The following is a 23,949-nucleotide window of genomic DNA, read 5'->3' as shown; positions in this document are numbered from 1 at the left end:
CCGTGCTCTTGGGTCAGGTAGGCGGCTAAATCCCCCAAGCCGGGTGCGCTCATATGCAGGGTGGTATAGCCCTTGGAACGCAATCGCCGTTGATAGCGCCCCTCAAAGCCTCCCTCCGGCGGCACAAAGAGTGCTAATGCTCCAGCCGCCTCTAAATCTTTAACAAATTGATAGCCCGCTAACAGCCCCATAGATTGTTTCTCAACGGTCTTAGCATTCCATCCAGCACTTTACCATGCTCCTTCCTGCTGCGGATATACCTAAGTTAACAGCAGTGCAAATAGCCCACATAAGGCAATGCCATCAAAGACACCGGCACCCCCAATACTCAACACCCCCGCCGACATCCGCTCAATTTCCCGTAGGTGGAGTAAATCTGCCCCGATCAGGGTGCCTAGGACACCGCCGGCAAAGGCAATGGGGGCTGCCCCCATACCCCCAGCAATCAAAATGGCGGTCATGGCCGCTGTGAGGGGAGCAACTAGGGCATTCATCTGAATACCAATCCCCGGTACCACCTGAGCAGAGTAGTAGCTGACAACAGTTACAATTGCCGTCACTAGAAGAATTGCCAAGGGACTGACGCGGCTAAATTGATAGAGAGCCAATAGGGTTGGGATCAAACCGCCCCCCACATTCAGCGCCACAATGGTTTTTTGCTCAATTTTGCGCAGGGGGATGCCCCAAAACCGACTTAGCCAAAGTGCCTCAAAGTCGGGAACAATGGCCACCGTGGAGATCCGCTCATAGAGAGGAATATTAACTGTACTACCGAGAATCACCAGTAGTAGTAGGACCGAGGCAGCAGTGGGTGAAAAGCCCAGCTTGGCAACGGCCACTTGCACTGTATCTAGGGCGATCGCCAGCCAAAGAAAAGGCACCGACAGCAACAGTAGTACAAAAAGCAAGGCAGTAACCGGTAGATAAATCATAGGAATCGACAATCCCGTTAATTAAACTTGCGACGCTTCTTGGGGCAGTTGAGCAACCCCGCCGCGCCTCCTACGAATGGACGCGCAGGGTCATTTGCTCGTTAGCGGCGGATGTGATACGGATATAATGCTTATAGTCAAGTATGGCACTATTGCCCGTCAAAAAAGACTTCTGGACATCGGGGTAGATATAAAATGCAGGGAACAAGGTAAGGATTTCCCAAGAGGCTCAGGGTTCTCGCTGCTGCCAAAGCGTAGTACACTAAATAGGGGTGCTGGTGTAGCTCAGTTGGTAGAGCAACTGACTTGTAATCAGTAGGTCGTCGGTTCGAGTCCGACCATCAGCTTCGATCACTTTACGCTCAAAAATGTCCAAAGATGTAGTGTTCCTTCGGTTTAGTCGTGTCTGCTATGACAGCACTATGATGATCAAGGAAACGATCGCGCCACCCCTGCCATGCTTGTCTATTGCACCCGTCCCCACTGTAATCGTCCCCAAAACGATATTCCAGAGTTAGACAACCCCAACAAACGCTATAGCCGTGTAGCACAGCGCTTTTGTACAGCCTGTGGGATGCCCTTGATTCTGCGGGGGCGATACGTGGCAGAGCGGCTTTTAGGGCGGGGGGGCTTTGGAGCGGCCTATCTAGCAAGGGATTTGGATACCCCTGGTCGGCGCGAGTGCGTGATTAAACAGTTTATGCCGCTGATGTCCGATCCCCAAAGTCGGCAAAAGGCACTGGAACTTTTTGAGCGGGAGGGACAAGTTCTAGATCAACTGGGGCAGCACGCCCAGATTCCAGATTTGCTGGCATTTTTTGCCGAAGAAGTTCCCACTGCTGATGGAGAAGGAGTAGAGCAGTATTTCTACTTAGTACAGGAATATATTGATGGTGAAACCTTAGAGGATGAACTGGTTCAACAGGGATGCTTTAGCGAAGAACAGGTGCGGCAGGTGCTGCGGGAACTCCTACCCGTGTTGCAGTACGTCCATGACCACGGCTCGATCCACCGTGATATTAAACTCTCGAATATCATGCGCCAGCACCCCAGCAAGACAAAGTTTCCCGGCCAGGGGCGCCTCTACCTGCTGGATTTTGGTGCGGTGAAGCAGATTTCCCAAGGAGGCGGACAACAGGGACACTTTACGGGTATTTATACTCAATACTATGCGCCACCGGAACAAGCGCGGGGAGAGCGGGTCTATCCCAGTTCAGATCTCTATGCCTTAGCCGTGACCTGTATTGTGCTCCTGACGGGCAAAGACCCTGGTGAATTATTTGATGCCTACAACAACCGCTGGGATTGGCATTCCTATGCCCAGGTCAGTCCCCAACTGCAAGCCATTCTAGATCGTATGCTGCAACCTGCGCCTAGCGATCGCTACCAATCGGCAGCAGAGGTTTTAGCAGCCCTCAATGGTGCCCCCAACCCAACGCCAGCACCGCCACCCCCGCCACCGCCACCCCCTGCTCCTGTGACGCCGCCACCTTCGCCCTCTCCTGTTCCCGTCGTGTCGCAACTAACACCTTCGCCGCCCCGAACACCCCTGACTCCTCCCACGGTTACACCTCGTCCTAAGGCGAAACCGCCACGGCAGCCTGCGCCCCCCTTACCCGCATTGAAAATTCTCATTGGTGCTGGCTTTACAGGCTTTGAAATGACAGCCTTAGGCCTGATGATTTTTAGTTTGATGACGACTTGGCAGTTGCCTGTGGGTGTGAGCGCAGGGCTAATTGGCGCTCTATTTGCCTTCTTGGTGTTTATGCAGTACAAACGCTGGATCGAACACTGGGAGCAGTTGATCATTGCGGTCATTTCAGGAGCAGTTCTCTTTTCTGTGCCCCTCTTGCAAGCGGGATTAGGGGGTATCACGGCGCTGCTCATTTGTGGTTTAGTGGGGTTGGGTTGTGTGGTTATAGGCAACATCTTTTTGCTGATTTACAACCTCTTGGCGCGGTTCCTGTAGGAGCAGGGCAATGCAGTTGACATGGCTAGAGAGCAATACCTGGTTGTGGGAGCTGGGGAATACACGGATTTTGGTAGATCCTTGGTTTGTGGGGCCACTGACCTTTGGCAATACGCCGTGGCTCTTTCAGGCGGAGCGATCGCGCCCCTGTGAAATTCCCACAGACATTGATGCCATTTTGCTCTCCCAAGGGCTACCGGATCACTGTCATGAACCTACCCTCCGTGCCTGCGATCGCGCCCTACCGGTCATTGCCTCCCCCAGTGCTGCCAAAGTTGCCCAGAGCCTTGGCTTTGAAACCGTTGTTGCCCTGACCCCGCGCCAAACCTATACGTATCGCGATCTCACGATCCAAGCCACGAAGGGGGCGCGTCTTGGCCCCACTCAACAGGAAAATGGTTACATTCTGCGCTGTGGCGCTCAGAGTCTCTACTATGAACCCCACGGCTGTCATGATCCGTGGCTGCGCACCTACGGCAAGGTGGATGTGGTGATTACGCCGCTATTGGATGTCTGTTTACCCGTGGTGGGGGCGATTCTCAAGGGGGGCAAAACCGCTTTGGAATTGGGGCAATGGCTTCAGCCTAAGGTGATGATCACCACCGCCGGCAATGGCACTCTCCGCCTGCAGGGATGGCTGCCGCAACTGCTGTCGGTCAAAGGCACCCTTGAAGCCCTGCAAGCAGCATTTCAGCAGCGCAACTTAGACACCCGTTTGGTGGAACCAGTGGCCTACACTCCCCTTGTTCTTTCGGCTGAGGTCTAGGAATGCGACGCCGGCTGCGACCTTTGATTCTCTTTTGGCGGGGGGTCATTCTTCTAGTTCAGGACAATCAGCGATTTTTGCACTTTCTCGGTCAAATTGAAGGGTTGGCCACGCGGCTGCTGGCGATCGGGATGTTGATTGTGGTCATTGTCGCGATCGTTGATTTGGGACGGATTTTGGCCACAGAGTTATTCTCGCCACCGCTGGGTCAATTTAGCCTTGAGCTGGTGAAGATTTTTGGTCTATTTCTCAATGTCCTTGTTGCCCTAGAGATTCTGGAAAATATCACCGCCTACCTGAAAACCCATGTCTCCTCGCAAATTGTCGAGCTGGTGATTGTGACGTCCCTAATTGCCATTGCCCGTAAACTCATCATTCTGGATATTAGTCAACCGGATACTGTGGCCAAGCTCTTGGGGCTGGCGATCGCCATCTTGGCACTGTCTGCCAGTTACTGGATTGTGCGTCGTCTAAACTACCGGCGACGTCTCTGAAGGATACACTTGCTCGCGGTAGGCTTGAGCCTGTTCTAAGGTGGTTTGCAGCCGCTCCCAGTCCTCCTGCTCCACTTGGCGAATGAGATCATCAAGGGTGGCACGGTAGTGGCTCAGACAGTGGCGCAGGGCTGTGCGGTTATATTCCGCCATCATCCGTCCCAACTCTGGATTGCCTCCCCCAACACGGCTTGTATCGCGAAAGCCGGAGCTGGCCAACTGCTGCGCAAGCCTCCGAATCGGCTCATTGGCTTCCTGGGCATTAGCAAGAAGCAGTGCCGCACTGACAAGAACGGGGAGGTGGGAAATCCAAGCCACGGCGCGATCGTGATCCGCAGGGGTGGCATAGAGGAGCTTTGCCCCCAGCGCATTGACCACCCCAGCAACACAGTCAAGGGCATCACTATCGGTGGAGAGGGTTGGGGTGAGCACATAGGGAGCATTCGCAAACAGATGGGCTTGCGCTGCCTCAATGCCCGACGCTGCCGTACCGGCCATGGGGTGCCCACCCACATAGCGGGGCCAGAGTTTTTCAAGGGCGGGGACAATTTCTCCTTTGACGGATGCCACGTCTGTCAGTACCGTTTCTCGACTCAGATAGGGGGTAATCTGGAGGGCTACCCTGAGAACGCTGCCAATGGGGGGACAAAGAAACACAAGATCAAGGGCACGCAAGATTTCTGGCTCCGTACTGCCCCGGTCAATGGCACCCTTGGCGATCGCCCGCTCACAGGTTTGGGATCGCCGACTTAAGCCCACCACATAGTAACCCTTTGCCCGTAGATCAATTCCTAGGGATCCTCCAATTAGCCCTAATCCTACAATGCCAATCCGCAGCATACTGCTCCTAAACTTGAATACCTTGACAATTGGGACACTGACGACTGTTCTCAATTCTGCAGAGAGGGATGCAGATTCTATGCCGATAGACCACCTTTACCATCTCCGGCGGTATGAAACCAATCCAAATCGGCTAGGCATGGGCAACGCCGTGGAGTTCGATACAATCGGAATTGAATTCTGTTGCGCTCTAGGCCATCCATCATGAAACGCCTTGCCCATTTACTTCAGCAGACCCTCACATTCTGTCTTGGCCTTGCCCTTGTCTGGTGCCTGAATAGCGGTACACCGGTATGGGCAGCAGTGGCTCACCATAGTTTTGTGGCAGCGGCAGTGGAGCGGGTTGGCGATGCGGTTGTTCGTATTGATACCGAACGCACAATAGTGCGCACGCCAGATCCCCTGCTCAGCGATCCGTTCTTCCGCCAGTTTTTCCCCGGCTTAGCCTTGCCCCCCCAAGAGGATCGGCTGCGGGGTCAAGGGTCGGGGTTCATCATTGATCCCAGTGGCATTGTCATGACCAATGCCCATGTGGTCAGCCAGGCGGATACGGTAACGGTGCGCCTCAAGGATGGCCGAGTCTTTGAGGGAGAAGTGCGCGGCGTGGATGAAGTTTCGGATTTGGCGATTGTCAAACTGAAGGGGGTAACAGAACCCTTGCCAACGGCGCCCCTAGGGGACTCCAGTCAGGTAAAAGTGGGAGATTGGGCGATCGCCGTCGGTAACCCCCTTGGCCTCGACAACACCGTGACATTGGGGATTGTGAGCACGCTCCACCGCTCCAGCGCTCAAGTGGGCATCCCCGATAAGCGCCTTGATTTTATTCAAACGGATGCGGCCATCAACCCCGGCAATTCTGGGGGGCCTTTGCTCAATGAAGAGGGGGAAGTTATTGGCATTAACACCGCCATTCGTGCCGATGCAATGGGGATTGGCTTTGCCATTCCCATCAATAAGGCCAAAGCCCTGCAAGCCCGCCTAATTCGCGGTGAAAAAATTCAACACGCCTACATTGGCATTCAAATGACCACCTTCACGCCGGCAATGGCCAAGGAAAACAATGCTAACCCCAACTCCCCGGTAATTTTGCCGGAAGTCAATGGCGTCCTCGTCCTGCAAGTTCTGCCGAATACACCCGCAGCAAAAGCGGGTCTGCGCTGGGGAGATGTGATTACAGCAGTGGATGGGGAACCGATTACCAGTGCGGATCAATTACAGAACATTGTGGATAGTGCCGCTGTGGGGCAAGTGCTCAACTTGACGGTTCAACGGGGCGATCGCAGCCAGCGCATTGCTGTGCGCACCGCGGAGCTACAGGGAGCCGCCTAATGCCCTTGGGGCTACTGCTGCTGTGGCTCTTTGCCCTTGGAACCCGCTTCTGGGGGCTGAGCCGCTTTCCAACCCTAGTTTTCGATGAAGTCTATTTTGCCCGCTTTGGCCGCAACTATCTTGCGGGAGTTCCCTTCTTTGATGCCCATCCCCCTTTGGGAAAATACCTGATTGCCCTAGGCATTTGGCTGGGGGGTGGCTTTCACCCTTGGGGCTATCGCTGGATGGACGCCCTATTGGGGTCGCTGATTCCTGTGGCAGTGGCTGTTTTGGCCTATCTCCTGACGGGGCGATCGCGCGTTGCCCTGTTGGCGGGATGCTTCGTTGCTCTCGATGGCCTCTTTTTGGTGGAGTCTCGCTATGCCCTCATCAATGTGCCGCTGGTGCTCTTTGGCGTGGTGAGCCAAATTCTCTGGCTATGGGGGTTGCGCTACAGAGGTAGGGGGCGATCGCTCTGGCTGATTGCTGCTGGTATGGCCTTTGGCGCCTGCGTAGCCGTGAAGTGGAGTGGCTTGGGCTTTCTGTTGGGAGTTGGTTTGTTCTGGCTCCTCCAGCGGCAGTTACCCCTGCTTGCTGAGGGGAAAACGACATATCAAACGACATATGAGTGGTGGCAGATGTGTCTGCTCCTCCCGCTTGTCACGTTTGTTGTCTATACGCTCCTCTGGTGGCCTCATCTGCAATTTCATCCCCACCAGAGCCTCCTGGAGCTGCATCGGCAAATGTTTGACTTTCATCGCAGCGTTGCCAGTACAGCCCATCCCTACTGTTCCCCTTGGTGGTCTTGGCCGCTTCTGCTGCGGCCGATGAGTTACTTTTTTCAAAAGGTGCAAACCCTCAGTGAAGCGGTGCCGGTCATTGGCCCGCCCCTACCCATGGAAGCTACCCGCTGGGTTTACGCCGTCTATGCCCTTTTTAACCCACCATTGCTGTGGTTGAGTACCTTGGCCACATTGGCACTTTTTCCCCTCGGCCTGAACTCCCTTGCCGGCCGCTTTGTGCTCTTGAACTATGCTGCCAATCTCTTGCCCTGGGCACTGGTGAGTCGCTGTGTTTTTATCTACCACTACCTCCCCGCTGCTCTCTATGGCTTTATGGCTTTGGCTTTGGTGTGGGAAGCCAGCCACGCTTGGGGAGTTTGGGCACGTTGGGCACGCCTTGCTGTTCTTACAGGAGTCATGGGCGGCTTTGCCTACTGGCTTCCCCTCTATTTGGGGCTGCCGCTGACCCCCCAAGCCTTTTTTACACGGATGTGGTTACGTTCTTGGATTTAAGGCTATCCCAGCAGTTGCTTGACGGTGGCCACCAGTTCGGCGGGATCAAAAGGCTTGGTAATATAAGCATCTACCCCCTGTTTTTTGCCCCAGTGAATATCAAATTCTTCCCCTTTGGTCGTACACATGATCACGGGCACGTTTTGGGAAGCGGCTTCACCTTTAATCCAGCGGCACAGTTCGTAGCCATTCATGCGCGGCATCACCACGTCCAGAATTACCAAGTCTGGGCATTGAGCTTTGATCTTTTCTTGGGCTTCAATCCCATCCTCCGCCTCCACAACGTCATAGCCTTGCTCTTTCATCAGCTCAATAATCATTGCCCGCAGGGTAGGGCTGTCATCAACAATCATAATTGTGGCCATATAAAGTTTTCCCCGATGCCGCGATGGGTTAGTTAAACAATAGGATTGTTGTCTTGGGCACTTCTCTAAACTACCCACCCCTTAGAATACCCACTTTTGAGCATTTTTCTACCTGTTAATGCGCTCTTAATCGAGGGTCGGTGGAACTTGGAGGCCTTTTTGCCAGATTTGGGCAAGGGCTGTGGCCGTTCGGGGCAAGGTCTGGTTCCGTCGCCAACTGGGGGGAAGTTGTTGCCACAGGCGCAAGAGGGTGGGGGTGCCCAGTTCAGGAGCAAGGGTAGGCCATTGTTCAAAGACGTGGGAAGCGCGATCGCTCACGGTAACTTGACCATTGACGAGCACCATGATCCAGTCTGCCCAGCCATAGGCAAAATCAAGGTCATGGGTGGCAATGACAATTGTGGTTCCCCGCCGGTGAATGTTCTCTAGGGTTTGCACCAGTTGCTGCCGCTGCTGGTAGTCAAGATAGGTGGTGGGTTCATCGAGCAGTAATAGCGTCGGTGCTAAAGCCATGACTCCAGCCAAGGCCACCCGCCGTTTTTGCCCCAAGCTGAGGTGATGCAGGGGGCGATCGGCGAGATGCAATAAATCAAAGTCCTGCAATGTTTGGTATAGGCGGGCTTCAATTTCTGCTGGGGGCAAGTCTAAATTGCACAGCCCATAGGAGATGTCCTCCGCCACTGTTGCTGCCACCAGTTGCTGTTCGGGGTCTTGGAAGGCCAAGCCAATCCGTTGACGCCACTGCCGCAGTTTGTCAGGTTGATAGATGAGCCGTTGCCCTTGCCAGTAAATTTCACCGCGATCGCGCCGATAGAGGGCAGCCGCCAGATAAAACAGCGTGGATTTGCCTGAGCCGTTGAGACCCAAAAGGGCAATTTTCTGTCCCGCCTCTAGGGTAAAGGAGCAGTCCTGCAGCACCGGAGTAGTTGTATTGGGATAGCGAAAGCCAACCTGACGAAATTCAAGTAGAGGGGGAGACATCCTAAGCCACAATCCTATTCAACAGGAGCAGGGCACTGCCACCCACGACCATTTCAAGGCTATACCGCTGGGAATAGGCATAGGACTGGAGGCGGAATACGCGAAACTGCCCCTGAAAGCCACGACTTAGTAGCGCAAGGTTGGTTTGGTGATAGCGACGCAAAGACCGGCGGAAAAGTTGGGCGGCCAACAGGCTCACACTAAAAAGCCAGCGCGATCGCCGCTGATAGCCTCCCCGCGCCCGCTGCGCCAATTGCAGGGTTAGGGCAGTTTCCAGCAGAGTAAACAAATAGCGGTACATCAACATCAAAACATCCAAAACAAAGTTCGGCATCCCCCACCGGGCTGCTAGAGCCAAGAGGGAGGGAAAGGGAGTGGTGAGCACAAGAAACAGCAAAGCCGTGCTGCAAACGGTAGTTCTCAGCCCTGTTATAAAAGCTTGCTTCAGACTTTCTAAGCTCACCGCCAACGACCAACCGCCAAAGGAGAGTTGCGCTAAAGGGGCTGACGCCGAGAGCTCGAGACCCCTGTTGGGCACAATTTGCACAACCAACGCCGGCAGACTGAGGAGCCAGAAGGCCATTACCGTCCCCACCAGCAACCCATAAACCCGCCAAGGGATACGGGCATAGCCCAGAATCCAGAGGACTAACCAAAGCCACAGTAGCCCTTGAACCAGAGGGTGGGCAAAAAATGCAAACCCAAGGGTGCCAAGACTGAAGAGCACCTTCTGTCTCGGATCCAGCGATCGCAGGCGATTGGTGTAGGCATACAGATCAAGATGGTGATGCATGCCAAGAGCTGATGATGCCTCCCTCGGTTATGGCAGTGGCTCCTTGCTGGTGGTGGAAGTGGAGGTTTGGCGCTGTTGGCGTCGCCGTTCGTGGTACCCCCCGAAAATAAAGCCAATCGTCCCTGCCCCCAGGGCGGCTTGGAGGGCAAACAGGAGGGATTCAATTTCACTGCTGGCCGGTTCAAAAACAGGCTCTGCCCACGGCGTATAGTCAGGGGAGAGTTCTTTGACGAGTTCACCAGCTTGGGCATCAGCTCCTTCAAAGTCACCTTTTACAAAAAGCAGCGGCCAGGCCACCAAGAGAGCAACCCCCCCTAGGAGTAGCCAATTTGTTTTTTGTCCTTTACTCATGGCTTGTGTGTCCTCCCCTCCACTGGAGCACTTCAAGTTCCTCTAGGCAGTAGGTCAGCAGCCAATTCCCCATCAGTACTGTGAGGAGTCCCTCACTAATGGCCAAGGGGATTTGAGTAATGGCAAAAAGAGCAGCAAACTTGGCAAAAGAAAGAACCACTCCGCCGTCGCTATGGGGAAAGGCCAAGGCCAGTTGGAATGCCGTAAGACTGTAGGCAACTAGATTGCTGAGCACTGCTGCGGCAAAAAGAGCAATCCCCTGCCGCTGCGTTAGCTTTTTCAGCCCTTGATATGTTCCCCACGCCACCCAGGGTGCAACAACTGCCATGGCAAAACCATTTGCTCCCAATGTCGTGAGGCCGCCATGGGCAATTAGCAGAGCCTGAAAGAGCAAAACAAATGTGCCCAGCACCGTCATGACCAGTGGGCCAAACAGCGTAGCGCCTAAGGCAATTCCCATGGGATGGGAACAACTGCCGGTCACGGAAGGAATTTTCAAAGAGGAGAGGACAAAGGCAAAGGCTCCCGCCAGTGCCAAGAGAACGCGCGACTCAGGATGCCTTTTTAGTTGCCGTTGTAAGGCCCACAGACCACCTCCTAGAAAAGGAAGGAAGACCAGCCACCACCCCAAAGCCCACCCTAAGGGTAAAAACCCTTCACTAATGTGCATTGCGAATGCAGGGTTAGGACTTGCTACCACTAGATACATGGTCAACAGCGCGATCGCCCCCAGGGAGCCATACCGCTTCGCGTGGCTACTTTTGATCATTGAGATGTTCCTAAACCTAAGTGCGCCTATTCTAGGGCGCAACGGGTTCCTTGCCTATGCCCAGTAGGGGGTAACGGCCATCCCTGTGGCGGAAAAAGGCTGCAATTTGCATCAATTTGCATAAATTTCGGTGTAGTCGGTATAACAGAATAAAGTTTAATGTCATGATTAAGGATTAAGTAAATGAATTAAGTAAATGATTAATAAGTACTGTTGTGATGTTCCCGAGGGGGGTTGTCATGGCTGAACTGACTGCCTTTGGTCATTCTTTGAGTAGTGGCTATGAAGTCGTGGTAATCAAGCCGCAGTCCCTCAGTGATACAACTCTGATCGTTCAAGCACTGCGGGCGGACAAAGCGGTGATTCTAAATTTAGAACACCTCGATGTGACCGAGGCACAGCGCATTTCTGATTTTGCTGCCGGCAGTACCTACGCCATCAATGGCCATCAGTCCCGCCTTGGGGATGGTGTGTTTCTCTTTACCCCCAGCATTATCAATATCCAAGAAGCTACGCCAACCCCCACGCCGGCTGGATTGATCTAGGCTGCCGATGAACCCTAGGGATCTACTTACAGTCAGGGAGTGTCAAGAGATTGATCAACTCTTCTTGCCGGCGGCAGATCGCTTTGCGATTCGAGTGGCGGTGTATGCCCAGCGCTATCTGCAAGCCCAGACTACAGCGACCCCCCTTGAAGCTTTAAGCGAAGCCCAAATCTATGAACTGGTGGCAGCAGATCCCCAATTGCAGGCAGAGGAAGCGCGCCAAGGGGGGTTTATGGCTTGGTATGGCCAAATTCTCATCAGTGCCCTCAAGCAACTGCGCCAGATTGCCGAAAATGAGGGGGTGCCCATTGCCGAGTTAACGGTTCCCCAAATTAGTCGCTGGTTTGAGCAGCGGTGTCAGGAACGCTTGCGATCCTCCCCGCCGTCACCCTAAGAATTTGAGCCTGCTGTCGCCAAGGGGCTGCAAAGGGGGCAAGGTGGGTGGTGGTAATTAGGGTTTGGTAGCGATCGCCCATCACCTCCAGTAGAATCCTCTGTCGCTGCAAATCGAGTTCAGCCAGCACATCGTCCAATAGCAGTAAGGGCGTATCGCCAACGACACTTTCTAGCAGTTCGAGTTCGGCGAGTTTCAGGGCTAAGACAAGGGTGCGCTGCTGCCCTTGGGAGGCAAATTGACGGGCACTTTGATCATTTAGGCAGAAAATAACATCGTCACGGTGCGGCCCCACAAGACTGGTTTTTTGCAGCAGTTCAATCGATCGGCGAGCCGCTAAGGCCTCACTAAAGGCCGCTCTGATACATTCAGAACTTCCATCCCCTAGGGGCACATGGCTTTCATAGGTGAACGTCAGGGTCTCGCGATCGCCACTCAAAACCCGATGCCAATATGCTGCCAAGGGGGTCAAGCGTTCAATGAGGCGCTGGCGCCGCCGAATAATGCGGGTACCGTTGACCACCAATTGCTGATTCCATGCCTGCCAGAGGGCTTCATCCCAGCCTTGGCCGGTTGCCTGTTTCAGGAGGGCATTCCGCTGGCGCAGCGCTTTTTGGTAGGTTTGCAGGAGTTGGCTATAGAGGGGTTCCAACTGAAGCAACATGCGATCCAACCAGTTGCGGCGCAGGGCCGGCGTGCCCCGCACCAGTTCTAAATCCAAGCAGGAAAACTCTACGGCGTTGAGTTGACCGAGAAATTCAGCGGTACGCCTGACGGGGCAGCCATTGATCCGCAAAACCCGGCCGGCGGTAGGTCGTAAACTTGCTGCCAGCTCAAGGCAAACCCCTTGGCGCTCAAGGGTAGCTTCAATTTGGGCACTCTCTTGTCCTTGCTGAATCAGGTCGCGATCGCGATGGGTACGATGGGACTGTAACGTGGCTAGCCACTCCACCGCCTCTAGTAAATTGGACTTGCCTTGGGCATTGTCGCCGACGAGAATGGCTTTCGGGGCAGCAAACGTCACCGCCTGCTCCCTATAGTTGCGAAAGTGGCGCAGATAGAGTGATTTGAGAAACACTTACCAGCCCCAAGTTTCTGGTGCCCCCTTAAAAGGTCCCACAATGTCCGGCGTAATCCAGCCGCCGTAGAAGCCCCCCGGTTGCGGCAGCGCCACTACGCCATCCACCGTGCATTCATCCATTAAACCAGCATAGAAGGCAATGTAGTTGCGAAGAGCCGCAAAGGCAGGGGTCGGTTCAGGATAGTACCAAGCGGCATGATTGGCTTGGCGATCGCCCACCCTGACATGGTAGTAGGCACCCTGTCCTTTCCATTCGCAGAAAGTTCGCCGCGGCGAGGGCACAAGATACTGGGATTGCACATCCTCTGGCGGAAAGTAATACACCGGTGGGTGACTGGTTTCTAGCACACGCTGTCCCCGCCGGGTCTCAGCAATGACCACACCATTAAAGACCACGCGCAGGTGTTTTGCCGTAGGTTCTAGGCGAGGCGGACGGGGGTAGTCCCAAACCGATTCTTGACCGGGGGCAGGGGGAATTCGTTGCATGGGGTCTCGATTCCTCAGTGGTTTTCTTAACCGTAATAGCAACCCTTATGTTTGGGAACTGGTTTGTTGCGTCACCAACCCCTGTTCAATTGCCAGCCGCACCAGTTCAGCACGGTTATGAACCGCAGTTTTCTGAAAAAGACTGCTGACATGCTTTTCAATGGTGCGGGCACTCAGGTGCAGGCGATCGCCAATTTGAGCATTCGAGAGTCCTACCACCAGTAAAGCCAACACTTCTTTTTCCCGTTGCGTCAGATCAACGGTAATGCGTTGGGTTTTCGGCGGCAAGAAGGGCCGCTGTCGCTGTTGCCACTCCATTTGCACCAGTTGCGCCCGATCCAAAAGATTGCGCACCACGGCCGCCAATTCATTCAAGTCAAAAGGTTTAGAGAGATAGACATCTCCCCCGCTGCGATAGGCGCGAATCCGCTCCTCCACTTCGGTGCGGGCTGTGAGGTAAATCACGGGTAGGAGGCGGAGCGAGGGATGCTGACGCACCTGCCGCACCAATTCATAGCCGTTCATATTTGGCATGGCAATGTCGGTGATCAACAGGTGGGGCTGATAGCGATGGATCATCTCAAGGGCTTGGGCGCCGTCTGCTGCTGTCAGGCAACAGTAGCCTTCCGCTTCTAAAAAGCGGCTGACCGACACGCGAATGCCGGGATCATCGTCGGCAATAAGGAGCGTGAGGGACATGGGGAATTAGGTCTCCACTAGACCACAGTATTTCTCGACACAGCGGACAAACAACTCAACCCCAATACTTAAGACTGTTTCGTCAAAGTCAAAGCGGGGGTGGTGGTGGGGGAAATCTAACCCTAGGGTGCCATTGGCTGACCCCAAAAAGAAGTAGCAGCCCGGAACCGCCTTGAGAAAGAAAGACATATCTTCTGCTGCCATGGTTTGACAATGAGGGGTAACCCCTGCGGGTACCTCCACAACCGATTCGGCCACCGATCGCACCAACTCCGCCATCTTGGCATCGTTGATGGTGGGCGGGTACATCCGTTGATAGTCAAACTGGTAGGTGGCGCCATGGCTCTGGCAAATGCCGGCAATGACTTGTTCAATCCGCTCGGGTAACCAGTCGCCTAGCTCTGGCTTAAAGTAGCGGACTGTGCCGCAAAATGTGGCTCTCTCGGCAATTACGTTCTTTGCTGTTCCCGCCTGGACTGCCCCAACAGAAATCACTGCGCTCTCTAGGGGATCAATGTTGCGGGAGACAATTGTGTGCAGCGCCGTAATAATCTGGGCAACCACCAGAACGGTATCCACCGTAAACTGGGGCAAAGCTGCATGCCCCCCCTTGCCTTGGACTTGACACTCAAAAAACTCCGCTGCCGCCATTAAAGGGCCAGCCCGCACGCCTACGGTGCCAACGGGCAGAAAATTCCACAGGTGCAGACCGATAATGGCATCCACTTTTGGCGCATCAAGCGCGCCTGCCTCAATCATTGGCTGCGCTCCACCGGGACCTTCCTCTGCAGGTTGAAAGATGATTTTGACTGTCCCGGCAAAATCGCGGTGCTCGGCCAGATACTTTGCCGTCCCAAGGGCGATCGCCGTATGACCATCGTGCCCGCAGGCGTGCATCTTTCCCTCATAGAGAGAGCGATAGGGCTTATCGTTTTCCTCCTGTAGGGGCAGCGCATCCATATCTGCGCGAATCGCCAGCACCGGCCCCGGCCGCACTCCCGGAATGACGGCTACAATCCCTGTTTGCGCAATGCCCGTGCGATGCTGAATGCCCCACTGTCGCAGTTTTTCACTGACAAAGGCGGCCGTCCCGTACTCCTGAAAACCCAATTCAGGACGTTGATGCAAATAGCGGCGCCACTGCACCAGTTCGGCCTGGAGGGCAGCCACCTCTGGACGCACTTGGCAGCTCACTTGGGGGAGATGGAAGGCCATTGAGGCAGCAGGGCAATGGAGCTAGGAACTGATCTCTAGCATAAACGATGTCTCCCCGTTGCGTTTCTTTCCCTTGATTCGGCTACATTCGGCTGCGAAAGACTCCCAGCACTCCCCTCGTAAGGAAGGTTTGGGCTTTTGACAGGCGGCGGTTTTCTCTTGACCTCCTCCCCGCCCTGTTAGCTTGCGCCCGCGCAGCGGCCTCGACAACTGGTGGCCAAAGGGGGGTGAGTCGGCAGCAGCCCATGGATACCCTCTGCCTGTACTCTTGCCCTAGGAGTTGGGTGCTTGAGAATCCTGCTGTAGGTCTTGGCGAATCGCACGCAGGGTGTCGAGAAGCGTTTGAAGATCGGCGGCCAACACAGCACTCTCAGAATTGGCGGGTGCAGGGGGTGAAGCGGGTTGCCGCTGCTGGGTAATCAAGGTCTGAATGAGTTCCCGCGCCTGTGCTTCGGTGAGGCGACCTTTCTCAGCCCACACAGTGGCCAGTTGACGAGCATCCGTGCGCAGTTGGGTGAGATATTCTTGGCGTTTGGCCTCATCTTGGAGGGATTCAAGGGCAGCCGCAGCAGCTCCAATGCCGGTGTAATAGAGTTGCTGTGCCAGTTCGAGGGGGTTGCGGTCCATAGGAATGTGTCCAGCGTGAACTATCCTCTGCTACTGTACGGGAAATTCTCTCTTCCCATCAAGAGTGAGGGCAGCGGCTGCGGTACAAATGGACGATTTTACTTACCACCTCCTCGATCTCCAGATGATCAGTACAGATTTCTATGGCATCGGCAGCTTTGCGAAAGGGGGCGTAGGTGCGTTGCTGATCCGCCGTATCGCGAGCGGTCATCTGAGCCAGCAATTCCTCATAGGAGAGGTCGCATTGCCCCTGCTGTTGTAATTCTTGCCAGCGGCGCTGGGCACGCTCTTGGGGCGAGGCAGTGAGGAAAATTTTCAAACCCGCTTCCGGAAAGACATGGGTACCAATATCACGTCCTTCAGCAGCAATCCCGCCATTGGCGCCGATCGCCCGCTGTTGTTGCACCATCAGCCGCCGTACTCCTCGTAGGGCTGCCACTTGGGATACCCGCTGGGTCACCGCCAGAGAACGAATGGCTTGGCTAACCTCGCGATCGTTGATCCACACTCGCGGGGGTTGAGTGGGATCCCCGCTTTCTAGACGCAATTGGCACTGGGCGATCGCCTCTACCACTGTTGGCTCATCCTTGAGATCAATGTTGTTTTCCAAGCACCACCAAGTTACTGCTCGATACATCGCACCGGTGTCAAGGTACTGTAACCCAAGGGCTTGGGCAGCCAGTCGCGTCACGGTGGATTTCCCTGCCCCCGCAGGGCCATCTACGGCCAGAATCGGCAAGCGGCGATCCAATAGGCAATTGTCAATCAGGCGCGTTTGACCCACCCAGCCGGCGATCGCCAGCAGCCCAACGGTCTCAATGCGTTCCAAAGGTACAAGGGTTTGGGGATGCACCAATTCTACATAGTCGAGGCGCAACCGGGGAAACTGGCGCAGATGGTTGTGAACCTGCCCAAGGAGCTCCTTTGCAGCAAAACAGCCCCGCCGAAAGGCGGCAGTAGCAATCTCCAGGCTCTGGCTTAGGGCTAAGGCCGTGGGGCGATCGCCCTCACTGAGATATTGATTGCGGGAACTCAAGGCAAGCCCATCGGCATCGCGGACAATGGGACAGGCAATAATTTCCACGTCCAAATTCAAGTCGGCCACACAGCGGCGAATAATTGCTAACTGCTGAGCATCCTTTTGACCGAAATAGGCGCGATGCGGCCGCACCAGATGTAACAGCTTGAGCACAATGGTGGCTACCCCGCGAAAATGGCCGGGGCGCGATCGCCCACAGAGGCGCTCCGTGAGTTCCTTGGGCGGCTCCACCACTGTGAGGGTCTCCATCCCTGCTGGATAAAGCTCTGCCACACCGGGCACAAAGAGCAGATCCACCCCCAATTGCCGGCAGAGCGCCGTATCGGCCTCAAGGGCGCGGGGGTAGCGCTCCAAATCCTCTTGGGGGCCAAACTGGAGGGGGTTGACAAAAATACTGACTACCACAACATCACACTCTTGCCGTGCCCGCCGGATCAAGGCAGCATGACCCCCGTGGAGTGCCCCCATCGTCGGCACAAAACCAAGGGTGGATGCAGGAGATAAGGTGCCAAGGGCAGCCTGTAAACCCGCCGTGGTGGTCAAACGGTAAAACGTACCCATAGAGTGCTTCAGGGGCGATCGGTGGAGTTTTGATACAATCTGTCATATTACAATGCCCGTGCCTGCTTTTTTTGACCAAAGTTTGTACATTTGTTGCAAAGACTTTAATCTTAGGGGCAGGTTTTCTAAAATTCAGGTACTTTCATTTCCCTGTATCTGCAAACACTGTACCGCAAGCTTAAGTTTCCCCTAATCCTTAAAAAGCTTGTTTTTGCACTGGAACCATTCAGCATACGCCGCGAGGATAGCCCCTATGGCCAATGAACTACAAAACGGCTTACAAAAATACCGTTTCGTCTGCACCCTCACCTTCGGGGATATTTATGGCCAAGTGATTGTCTGGCTAATTGTTATCTTTATTGGTTTGGCCGCGTCCCTTACCCTCTACAACAATCCTGTGCAAGCGTTTTTAGTCGGGGGGCTAATTTTGGTCTTAACGTTGCCCTTTTTACTTTTTGCCTTTGTTACCACACTGCTCAATCATATTGAAATGCGGCCTGTAACGGTGACAGAAAAGAAAAAGCGTAAGGATGCCGCAGTGGCCTCGACAACCGAAGTGGCTCCGGCCAATTAAAGAACCCTTAAAAATAGCCGGCGATCGCCCCCAAGCTGCCACACTAGGATTACCACTGAGGGGCAATCGGATGCTTTACTGGCTCACCTTTTTGCAGGCATTACCCACCGCGGAACTGCCGGCGTCACCTCGAACCGACACCAAAGCTGCGGTACTAGCGGAGTCTCCCCCCCTTGTCATGGGTAATTTAGGCGGGCTGCTCTTCTTTCCGGGGGTAATTGCTGGCATTGTGATTTTGCTGCTCCTGAGCATTTGGGCCTACACACGCGTCTATGTGATTACCCCCAACAACGAAGCCTTTGTACGCACGGGGGGTATTTTTGTTAAGAAAAAAACAGTGATCCTCAATGGTGGCTGCATTGTCCTACCAGGATTTCATGAATTAACCCGCGTACCCCTGCGGGAGATCTCCATTGACGTGGAACGAACGGGTAAATTGGCGGTGCGTACCCAAGATTACCTGCGCGCCGATATGCGGGTTACGTTCTATGTCTGCATCAACGCCACCGAAGAGGATGTCCTCACCGCCGCTGCTCGCCTCTCGCAAAATAACCGCATTACCCCCGAAGACATCAAGAACGCCCTTGAAAAGCGGGCAGATGACGCCATCCGCGCCGCCGCAAAACACAAGTCCCTTGCCGAAATTGACTCGGATAAGCTGGGGTTTGCCCAAGAGGTGCTCAACTTGATGCAGCAGGATCTGCAAAAAGTCGGCCTCACCCTCAACAACATTGCCATCTCAGAGGTTCAAGAGAGCGACACCTACGACGAAAACAACTTCTTTGATGCTCAGGGGGTGCGCCTGCGCACGGAAACAATTCAACGCTCGATCCAACAAAAACGAGAGGTGGAACTCTCAACACGGGTGGCCATCGAGCAGAAGGAACTGGATGCCCAAAAACGCTCCCTGCAAATTGAAGAGGAAAAAGAAGCCGCCCTGTTGAGCCAACGTCTGAAGGTGGAAGCCCTAAAAGCACAGCGGGAGCGGGAAATTGAGGAGGCTAAGGCCGCAGAGGCAGCCGCAATTCAGCGGGCAAAATTGCTCCAAGCCCAAGCAGTAGAGGAAGAAGAAATCCGCAAAAAACTTGCCATTCAGCAAAAGGAAATTGAGGCCCGTATTGAGCTGGAGGAAAAAAATAAACGCCTGAAGGTGACGCAAGCCCAGCAACAGCAGGAGGCAGAAATCGCCGAGATCAGTCGCCAGCAGCAGGTGCAGGCCAACCGTTTGCAAGCGCAGGTGGCCATTGCGGAGTCTGAGCGTCAAGCACGCCTTGCCCAAGAGGATGTGGCGATCGCCGTTGCCGCCAAGAAGAAAGAAAGTCTGATTGCCGAAGCAGAGCGGGCACGAGCAGAGTCTGCGGTCACCACCGCCATCGAGGTGGAAAAAGCCGATCGCCAGAAACACCTGGCGATTATTGCAGCGGAGCGGGAAGCAGCGGAAAAACGGGTTCTTGAGCAAAATGTTGTTGAAATTGAGGCCTTCCGGCGGCGGCGCCAGGCGGAGATTGCCCAACAGGCAGCGGAACTGGAAGCGGAGGCAATTCGTATCCTCGCTGCAGCGAACCGCGATAAAGCTCTTGCTGAAGCCGAAGGAATCAAGGCAATCTTGGCAGCCAAGAATGTGATTAGCAATGCCAACTTAATTGCCCAAGTGATTACGGCGCTTTGGCCAGAACTGGCACCGCAACTGCCGCAAGTTCTCCAAGCCCTTGCCCCTCAACCGGGGGTAATTGGCGATGCCAAGATTTACACCTTTGCCGATGGGGGTGCCACCCCTAATCTCAATAAACTCCTCCTCTCCAGCAGTGGACTTGCTCTAATCAATGCCCTATTTGAGGAGGGGAAACTTGGCCAGTTATTAGCGCAAATTAAATCTCTCCTCCAAGAGGGGACATCTAATTCCTAAGACGCGACTGCATACTCCGGTCAACAACCATGGATAACTCTTCAGCAGGGCTGAAGGGCGTGAAGCAGCAATTGACTTATTTCATCTGTATTCTCAAAATCCATAGAGCCTTACCAATGGGGCAAATATAAAAAAAAGATTAAGAACCGCCAAAGGTCAGTGTGAGTATTCCAACGAACAGATTTAGAAATGTTAAGATTCTTAATATATGTAACAAGTCCACGAAAACGCTGTTAAAGCACCGTTGGCTTGGCCGCGATCTTTAGCAGGGGCGATCGCCCATCCTATAGCGAAAACGATATTCCTAGGCCTTGGACGAATCACTGCTGTCAACCTTGAGAACGAGCGATAGGGACTATGGATACCTCAAAAGATTTAGTGCGCACTTACCTACGGGAGATTGGCCGGGTGCCATTGCTCACCCATGAACAGGAAGTGATCTACGGCAAACAGGTGCAGCAGCTTACCGCCATGAACGAGATTCGCGAAAAGCTTGCGGCAGAACTTAACCGTGAACCCAGCCGTGCCGAATGGGCCGCTGCCGCCAACATTAGTGAGGAGGAGTTGGAGACGATTATTGAAAATGGCGAGCGCGCCAAACGGAAAATGGTGGAGGCCAACCTGCGCCTTGTGGTGTCAGTGGCCAAAAAGTACATCAAGCGCAATGTGGATCTGCTTGACCTTATCCAAGAAGGGACAATTGGTATGCAGCGAGGGGTAGAAAAATTCGACCCCACCAAGGGCTATCGTTTTTCCACCTATGCCTACTGGTGGATTCGTCAAGCCATCACGCGGGCGATCGCCGAGAAAGGACGCACCATTCGCCTGCCCATCCACATTACCGAGAAGCTGAACAAGATCAAAAAGGTACAGCGACAACTGTCCCAGCGGCTGGGGCGTGCGCCCACCATTAATGAACTGGCGGCTGAACTGGAGCTAACCCCTGCGCAAGTCCGCGACTACCTCGAACGGGCGCGTCAGCCCCTCTCCTTGGACGTCCGTGTTGGCGATAATCAGGATACAGAGTTGGGAGAACTCCTAGAGGATTCCTCCATTTCCCCAGAGGAGTTTGCAGCTCAGTCCTCCTTGCGCAGTGACCTTGAGCGGCTAATGGCAGACCTTACTCCCCAACAACGTCATGTCCTTTCCCTGCGCTTTGGCCTCGAGAATGGTCAGCCCCTCACCCTGGCCAAAGTGGGAGAACTGCTTAATATCAGTCGCGAGCGCGTGCGGCAAATTGAGCGGGAAGCCCTCAGTAAACTGCGCAAACGCCGAGGCGATATTCACGAGTACCTTGCCAGTTAGCCCATGCTGAGTGACGAACAGTACCGTCAAAAGATGCAGCGGCGCAAAGCCCTACAGGCACAACGCCTAGCGGAGCGCACCCGTGAAAAGGGGTTGATCATTGTCCACACAGGCAACGGCAAGGGCAAAACCACCGCTGCCCTGGGAATGGTTCTGCGTTCCTTGGGGCATGGTTATCGGGTGGCTATTATTCAGTTCATTAAAGGGGCGTGGGAGCCGGCGGAAAAAGCTGTGCTTAGCCAGTGGTCAGAGCAACTGGCTTTCCATGCCATGGGGGAGGGGTTTACCTGGGAAACCCAAGACCGGCAACGGGATATGGCCTGTGCTCAGGCTGCCTGGGAACTGGCGCTAAGCTACCTTGGCAACCCAGCATACCGCTTGGTGTTGCTGGATGAAATTAACGTCGCCCTCAAGCTGGACTACTTAAGGGTGACCCAGGTGCTGGAGGGGCTTAGCCGCAAACCAGAAATGACCCATGTGATTCTCACGGGGCGTGGTGCGCCCCCAGCCCTGATTGATGCCGCCGACCTCGTGACCGAAATGACCCTTATCAAGCATCCTTTTCGCGAGCAGGGGATTAAAGCACAGCCGGGGATTGAGTTCTAAAGCAAGAGTTCTCCAGCAAAGATGGTGACAGCCTGACCCAATAGCAGCAGGCGATCGCCCCCCTGGGGTTGGAGTTTAATTACACCGCCCCGCGCGGAGGCTTGATAGGCCAAGAGTTCCTGCCGACCCAGCTTCGGCTGCCAGTAGGGATAGAGACTACAGTGGGCAGAACCCGTGACGGCATCCTCTGGGATGCCCAATTGGGGAGCAAAAAAACGGGAGACAATATCGTATCTGTCGCCTTCCTTCCCACGGGCAGTCACAATCAAGCCGCGACAGGGCAGGCGGGCAAGCGGGTCAAAATCGGGTTTCAACTCTGCTACCGCCTCAGCACTGGCCAGCTCTACCAGCAGATCCCTCCCCGCTTTCCCCATATACAGGGGCGTGGTGCCTAGGGCAGCACTGATTAAAGCTTGCACCTGCGGCTCCTCAAGGGGGGTTACCGGCTGCTGCGGAAAATCAAGGGCAATCCACTCTCCAAAGCGCTGGGCGCGCAGGCAGCCACTGCGGGTATGAAATGCTAACTCTCCCACCACCCCCTGATGCTGCCAGAGGACATGAGCCGTGGCGAGGGTGGCATGACCACAGAGATCCACTTCCGCCATAGGGGTAAACCAGCGCAACTGAAAGCCACCGGCGGTGGGCACTACAAAGGCGGTTTCTGAAAGATTCATTTCGCGGGCGATCGCCCCCAAGATTGCATCGTCAAGAAAACTTTCTAGAAGACACACCGCGGCCGGATTGCCGCGAAAAGGTTCTTGGGTAAAGGCATCAACTTGGTACAGTGGTAGCGGCATCCAACCCCCGAAAACCGTAAAATCAATCCTGTAGATCGAGCAGAGGACAGACTGCGTGGAACGAACATTTCTTGCAATCAAGCCCGACGGTGTGCAGCGTGGGCTAGTGGGGACGATTATCCAACGATTTGAACAGAAAGGCTACACCCTGGTTGGCCTCAAACTCATGCGCGTCAGCCGCGAACTGGCAGAGCAGCACTACAGTGAACACAAAGACAAGCCCTTCTTTGCGGGGCTGGTAAACTTTATTACTTCAGGACCGGTGGTGGCCATGGTCTGGGAAGGTCGCGGGGTGATTGCCAATGCCCGCAAACTCATTGGCGCGACTAACCCCCTCAATGCCGAACCGGGCACCCTACGGGGAGATTTTGCCGTAGATGTGGGGCGGAATGTGATTCACGGCTCTGACAGTCCCGAAAATGCCGAGCGGGAAATCAATCTCTGGTTCCAAACCCAGGAACTGGTGCCTTGGGAACCGGCCTTCACTTCTTGGGTGTATGAGATGTAGGCTCATGGGTTGATTGGGGAAGGGTTGGGGGAGTGTCTGGCTCCTCCACCTCCCGTTTGGAAAAGCCCCACGTAAAGCAAAGGGCAATGAGGCTAATCATGACCCAGTCGGAGGGAACCAGTTGTGGGTTAATCACGCGAATCAGTAGCCGCAGACCCACAAGGGTTACCGTGAAATAGCCGGCATCCTCAAGGCGTGGAAATTCTTTGAGCCAGCGAATAAATAGCTCCGCCATAAAACGCAGCATAATCACGCCAATGGTTCCGCCCAGTAACACCAGCCAGCGCTCATCCGATAGGGCGATCGCCGTTGTCACGCTGTCGAGGGAAAAGGCTAAATCGGCCAAAGCAAGTAGGGGCACCGCCTGCCAAAACGAATGAATCACCCGCTCGTGGTGATGTTCTGGCTCAGTGGTAAGGAAAAAATACTTTGCGGCTAACCACAGCAAATAGAGTGCCCCCGCCAACTCAAACTGCCAGAACTGCAAGACCCACGTGGCTGTGAGAATCAGCCCAATCCGAAAAATGTAGGAGATGGCGAGTCCCAGATTGAGGGCCCGCCGCTGCTCATCTAAATCTTCGATGCCCCGCACTAAGGCGGCAAGGGCGATCGCATTGTCTGCCGAAAGAACCGCTTCTAGGGCCAACAACACCACCAGCAACAACAGGGTATCCAGTCCCCAGTTGGGTGAGAGTTCCAAGAGTTCATCAATCATGGGGCGAGGGAAGTTCTCCAAAGTTTTG

Annotated in this window: 27 protein-coding genes, 1 tRNA gene and 1 pseudogene; 13 read left to right on the top strand and 16 right to left on the bottom strand. The window is 54.6% G+C overall.

The features are described 5' to 3' along the window. Positions 1-191, bottom strand: a pseudogene (gene ndhN, locus Q0711_RS05195) (photosynthetic/respiratory NAD(P)H-quinone oxidoreductase subunit N); the annotation flags it as partial. Between the two features lie 69 nt (positions 192-260). Further along, a complete protein-coding gene (locus Q0711_RS05190) occupies positions 261-932 on the bottom strand; it encodes a DUF1614 domain-containing protein (protein ID WP_298613816.1) in 672 nt (223 codons plus the stop codon). Positions 933-1,206: 274 nt separating this feature from the next. On the opposite strand from Q0711_RS05190, the gene Q0711_RS05185 reads away from it, so the two are divergent. From Q0711_RS05185 to Q0711_RS05170, 4 genes are all read left to right on the top strand, one after another. Next, positions 1,207-1,279: transfer RNA gene (locus Q0711_RS05185), tRNA-Thr, on the top strand. A gap of 110 nt (positions 1,280-1,389) precedes the next feature. After that, positions 1,390-2,901, top strand: coding sequence for a serine/threonine-protein kinase (locus Q0711_RS05180; protein WP_298613818.1), 1,512 nt, complete (start codon positions 1,390-1,392; stop codon positions 2,899-2,901). A 10-nt stretch (positions 2,902-2,911) separates the two neighbouring features. After that, positions 2,912-3,667 (top strand): MBL fold metallo-hydrolase, encoded by a 756-nt coding sequence (locus Q0711_RS05175; RefSeq protein ID WP_298613820.1) that lies wholly within the window; start codon positions 2,912-2,914, stop codon positions 3,665-3,667. 2 nt (positions 3,668-3,669) lie between these two features. Continuing rightward, entirely contained in the window at positions 3,670-4,161 is a 492-nt protein-coding gene (locus tag Q0711_RS05170) for a phosphate-starvation-inducible PsiE family protein (RefSeq protein ID WP_298613822.1), read from the top strand. On the opposite strand, the gene Q0711_RS05165 is transcribed toward Q0711_RS05170, so the two are convergent. Next, positions 4,138-4,998, bottom strand: a complete 861-nt coding sequence (locus tag Q0711_RS05165) for a prephenate/arogenate dehydrogenase (protein WP_366142488.1) — start codon at positions 4,996-4,998, stop codon at positions 4,138-4,140. The genes Q0711_RS05170 and Q0711_RS05165 overlap by 24 nt on opposite strands. A 204-nt stretch (positions 4,999-5,202) precedes the next feature. Between Q0711_RS05165 and Q0711_RS05160 the strand changes: the two genes are divergently transcribed. Together Q0711_RS05160 and Q0711_RS05155 are read left to right on the top strand one after the other, a co-directional pair. Next, positions 5,203-6,330, top strand: a complete 1,128-nt coding sequence (locus Q0711_RS05160; RefSeq protein ID WP_298613845.1) for an HhoA/HhoB/HtrA family serine endopeptidase — start codon at positions 5,203-5,205, stop codon at positions 6,328-6,330. Further along, the gene (locus Q0711_RS05155; protein ID WP_298617171.1) at positions 6,330-7,604 is read left to right on the top strand and encodes a phospholipid carrier-dependent glycosyltransferase; all 1,275 of its coding nucleotides are present in this window, start codon (positions 6,330-6,332) and stop codon (positions 7,602-7,604) included. The genes Q0711_RS05160 and Q0711_RS05155 overlap by 1 nt, the downstream gene beginning before the upstream one ends. Positions 7,605-7,606: 2 nt before the next feature. Here Q0711_RS05155 and Q0711_RS05150 read toward each other — a convergent pair whose 3' ends face one another. The 5 genes from Q0711_RS05150 to Q0711_RS05130 all read right to left on the bottom strand — a co-directional run bounded on the left by Q0711_RS05150 (position 7,607) and on the right by Q0711_RS05130 (position 10,863). Beyond that, on the bottom strand, positions 7,607-7,969 hold the full coding sequence (locus tag Q0711_RS05150; protein ID WP_298613829.1) for a response regulator transcription factor: 363 nt from the start codon (positions 7,967-7,969) through the stop codon (positions 7,607-7,609). Positions 7,970-8,095: 126 nt separating this feature from the next. Next, entirely contained in the window at positions 8,096-8,950 is an 855-nt protein-coding gene (locus tag Q0711_RS05145) for an ABC transporter ATP-binding protein (RefSeq protein WP_298617169.1), read from the bottom strand. A 1-nt stretch (position 8,951) separates the two neighbouring features. Further along, positions 8,952-9,743: a cobalt ECF transporter T component CbiQ gene (gene cbiQ, locus Q0711_RS05140; protein ID WP_298613833.1), complete on the bottom strand. Its 792-nt coding sequence runs from the start codon at positions 9,741-9,743 to the stop codon at positions 8,952-8,954. Between the two features lie 27 nt (positions 9,744-9,770). Continuing rightward, the gene (locus Q0711_RS05135) at positions 9,771-10,094 is read right to left on the bottom strand and encodes an energy-coupling factor ABC transporter substrate-binding protein (RefSeq protein ID WP_298613836.1); all 324 of its coding nucleotides are present in this window, start codon (positions 10,092-10,094) and stop codon (positions 9,771-9,773) included. Further along, on the bottom strand, positions 10,087-10,863 hold the full coding sequence (locus Q0711_RS05130) for an energy-coupling factor ABC transporter permease (protein WP_298613838.1): 777 nt from the start codon (positions 10,861-10,863) through the stop codon (positions 10,087-10,089). Before Q0711_RS05130 ends, Q0711_RS05135 begins: the two co-directional genes overlap by 8 nt. Before the next feature lie 239 nt (positions 10,864-11,102). On the opposite strand from Q0711_RS05130, the gene Q0711_RS05125 reads away from it, so the two are divergent. Both Q0711_RS05125 and Q0711_RS05120 read left to right on the top strand, forming a co-directional pair. After that, on the top strand, positions 11,103-11,408 hold the full coding sequence (locus Q0711_RS05125) for a cell division protein SepF (protein ID WP_298613840.1): 306 nt from the start codon (positions 11,103-11,105) through the stop codon (positions 11,406-11,408). A 7-nt stretch (positions 11,409-11,415) separates the two neighbouring features. Beyond that, a complete protein-coding gene (locus Q0711_RS05120) occupies positions 11,416-11,802 on the top strand; it encodes a hypothetical protein (RefSeq protein WP_299041845.1) in 387 nt (128 codons plus the stop codon). Here the strand turns inward: Q0711_RS05120 and recF are convergent. From recF to Q0711_RS05090, 6 genes are all read right to left on the bottom strand, one after another. Beyond that, positions 11,741-12,880, bottom strand: a complete 1,140-nt coding sequence (gene recF, locus Q0711_RS05115) for a DNA replication/repair protein RecF (protein WP_298617167.1) — start codon at positions 12,878-12,880, stop codon at positions 11,741-11,743. The genes Q0711_RS05120 and recF overlap by 62 nt on opposite strands. Beyond that, a complete protein-coding gene (locus tag Q0711_RS05110; protein WP_299041842.1) occupies positions 12,881-13,369 on the bottom strand; it encodes a DUF427 domain-containing protein in 489 nt (162 codons plus the stop codon). It lies immediately after the preceding gene. A gap of 45 nt (positions 13,370-13,414) precedes the next feature. Continuing rightward, on the bottom strand, positions 13,415-14,068 hold the full coding sequence (locus Q0711_RS05105; RefSeq protein ID WP_298613433.1) for a response regulator transcription factor: 654 nt from the start codon (positions 14,066-14,068) through the stop codon (positions 13,415-13,417). A gap of 6 nt (positions 14,069-14,074) precedes the next feature. After that, positions 14,075-15,283, bottom strand: coding sequence for an amidohydrolase (locus Q0711_RS05100; protein WP_298613430.1), 1,209 nt, complete (start codon positions 15,281-15,283; stop codon positions 14,075-14,077). A gap of 273 nt (positions 15,284-15,556) precedes the next feature. Next, complete coding sequence (locus tag Q0711_RS05095; RefSeq protein ID WP_298613427.1) at positions 15,557-15,910, bottom strand: hypothetical protein; 354 nt, start codon at positions 15,908-15,910, stop codon at positions 15,557-15,559. 58 nt (positions 15,911-15,968) lie between these two features. Next, positions 15,969-17,510 carry a bifunctional pantoate--beta-alanine ligase/(d)CMP kinase gene (locus Q0711_RS05090; protein WP_298613424.1) on the bottom strand — a complete coding sequence of 514 codons (1,542 nt, stop codon included), beginning with the start codon at positions 17,508-17,510 and terminating at the stop codon, positions 15,969-15,971. 253 nt (positions 17,511-17,763) lie between these two features. Between Q0711_RS05090 and Q0711_RS05085 the strand changes: the two genes are divergently transcribed. From Q0711_RS05085 to cobO, 4 genes are all read left to right on the top strand, one after another. After that, a complete protein-coding gene (locus tag Q0711_RS05085; RefSeq protein ID WP_149821421.1) occupies positions 17,764-18,084 on the top strand; it encodes a hypothetical protein in 321 nt (106 codons plus the stop codon). Between the two features lie 70 nt (positions 18,085-18,154). Continuing rightward, positions 18,155-19,990 (top strand): SPFH domain-containing protein, encoded by a 1,836-nt coding sequence (locus tag Q0711_RS05080; RefSeq protein WP_366142745.1) that lies wholly within the window; start codon positions 18,155-18,157, stop codon positions 19,988-19,990. A gap of 348 nt (positions 19,991-20,338) precedes the next feature. Then, complete coding sequence (locus Q0711_RS05075; protein WP_366142493.1) at positions 20,339-21,295, top strand: RNA polymerase sigma factor, RpoD/SigA family; 957 nt, start codon at positions 20,339-20,341, stop codon at positions 21,293-21,295. 3 nt (positions 21,296-21,298) lie between these two features. Continuing rightward, positions 21,299-21,901: a cob(I)yrinic acid a,c-diamide adenosyltransferase gene (cobO, locus tag Q0711_RS05070; protein ID WP_298613413.1), complete on the top strand. Its 603-nt coding sequence runs from the start codon at positions 21,299-21,301 to the stop codon at positions 21,899-21,901. On the opposite strand, the gene Q0711_RS05065 is transcribed toward cobO, so the two are convergent. Next, positions 21,898-22,698, bottom strand: a complete 801-nt coding sequence (locus tag Q0711_RS05065; protein ID WP_298977665.1) for a PhzF family phenazine biosynthesis protein — start codon at positions 22,696-22,698, stop codon at positions 21,898-21,900. The two genes, cobO and Q0711_RS05065, sit on opposite strands and share 4 nt — an antisense overlap. A gap of 55 nt (positions 22,699-22,753) precedes the next feature. On the opposite strand from Q0711_RS05065, the gene ndk reads away from it, so the two are divergent. Then, positions 22,754-23,206: a nucleoside-diphosphate kinase gene (gene ndk, locus Q0711_RS05060; protein WP_181496075.1), complete on the top strand. Its 453-nt coding sequence runs from the start codon at positions 22,754-22,756 to the stop codon at positions 23,204-23,206. Here the strand turns inward: ndk and Q0711_RS05055 are convergent. Then, complete coding sequence (locus tag Q0711_RS05055; protein WP_298977669.1) at positions 23,181-23,921, bottom strand: hypothetical protein; 741 nt, start codon at positions 23,919-23,921, stop codon at positions 23,181-23,183. The genes ndk and Q0711_RS05055 overlap by 26 nt on opposite strands. Positions 23,922-23,949 lie beyond the last annotated feature (28 nt).

It is taken from the genome of uncultured Thermosynechococcus sp. (assembly GCF_937958135.1).
Classification (GTDB): Bacteria; Cyanobacteriota; Cyanobacteriia; order Thermosynechococcales; family Thermosynechococcaceae; genus Thermosynechococcus.
The sequence above is the reverse complement of the archived record's forward strand: the minus strand, read 5'-3'. Positions and strand labels throughout refer to the sequence as shown.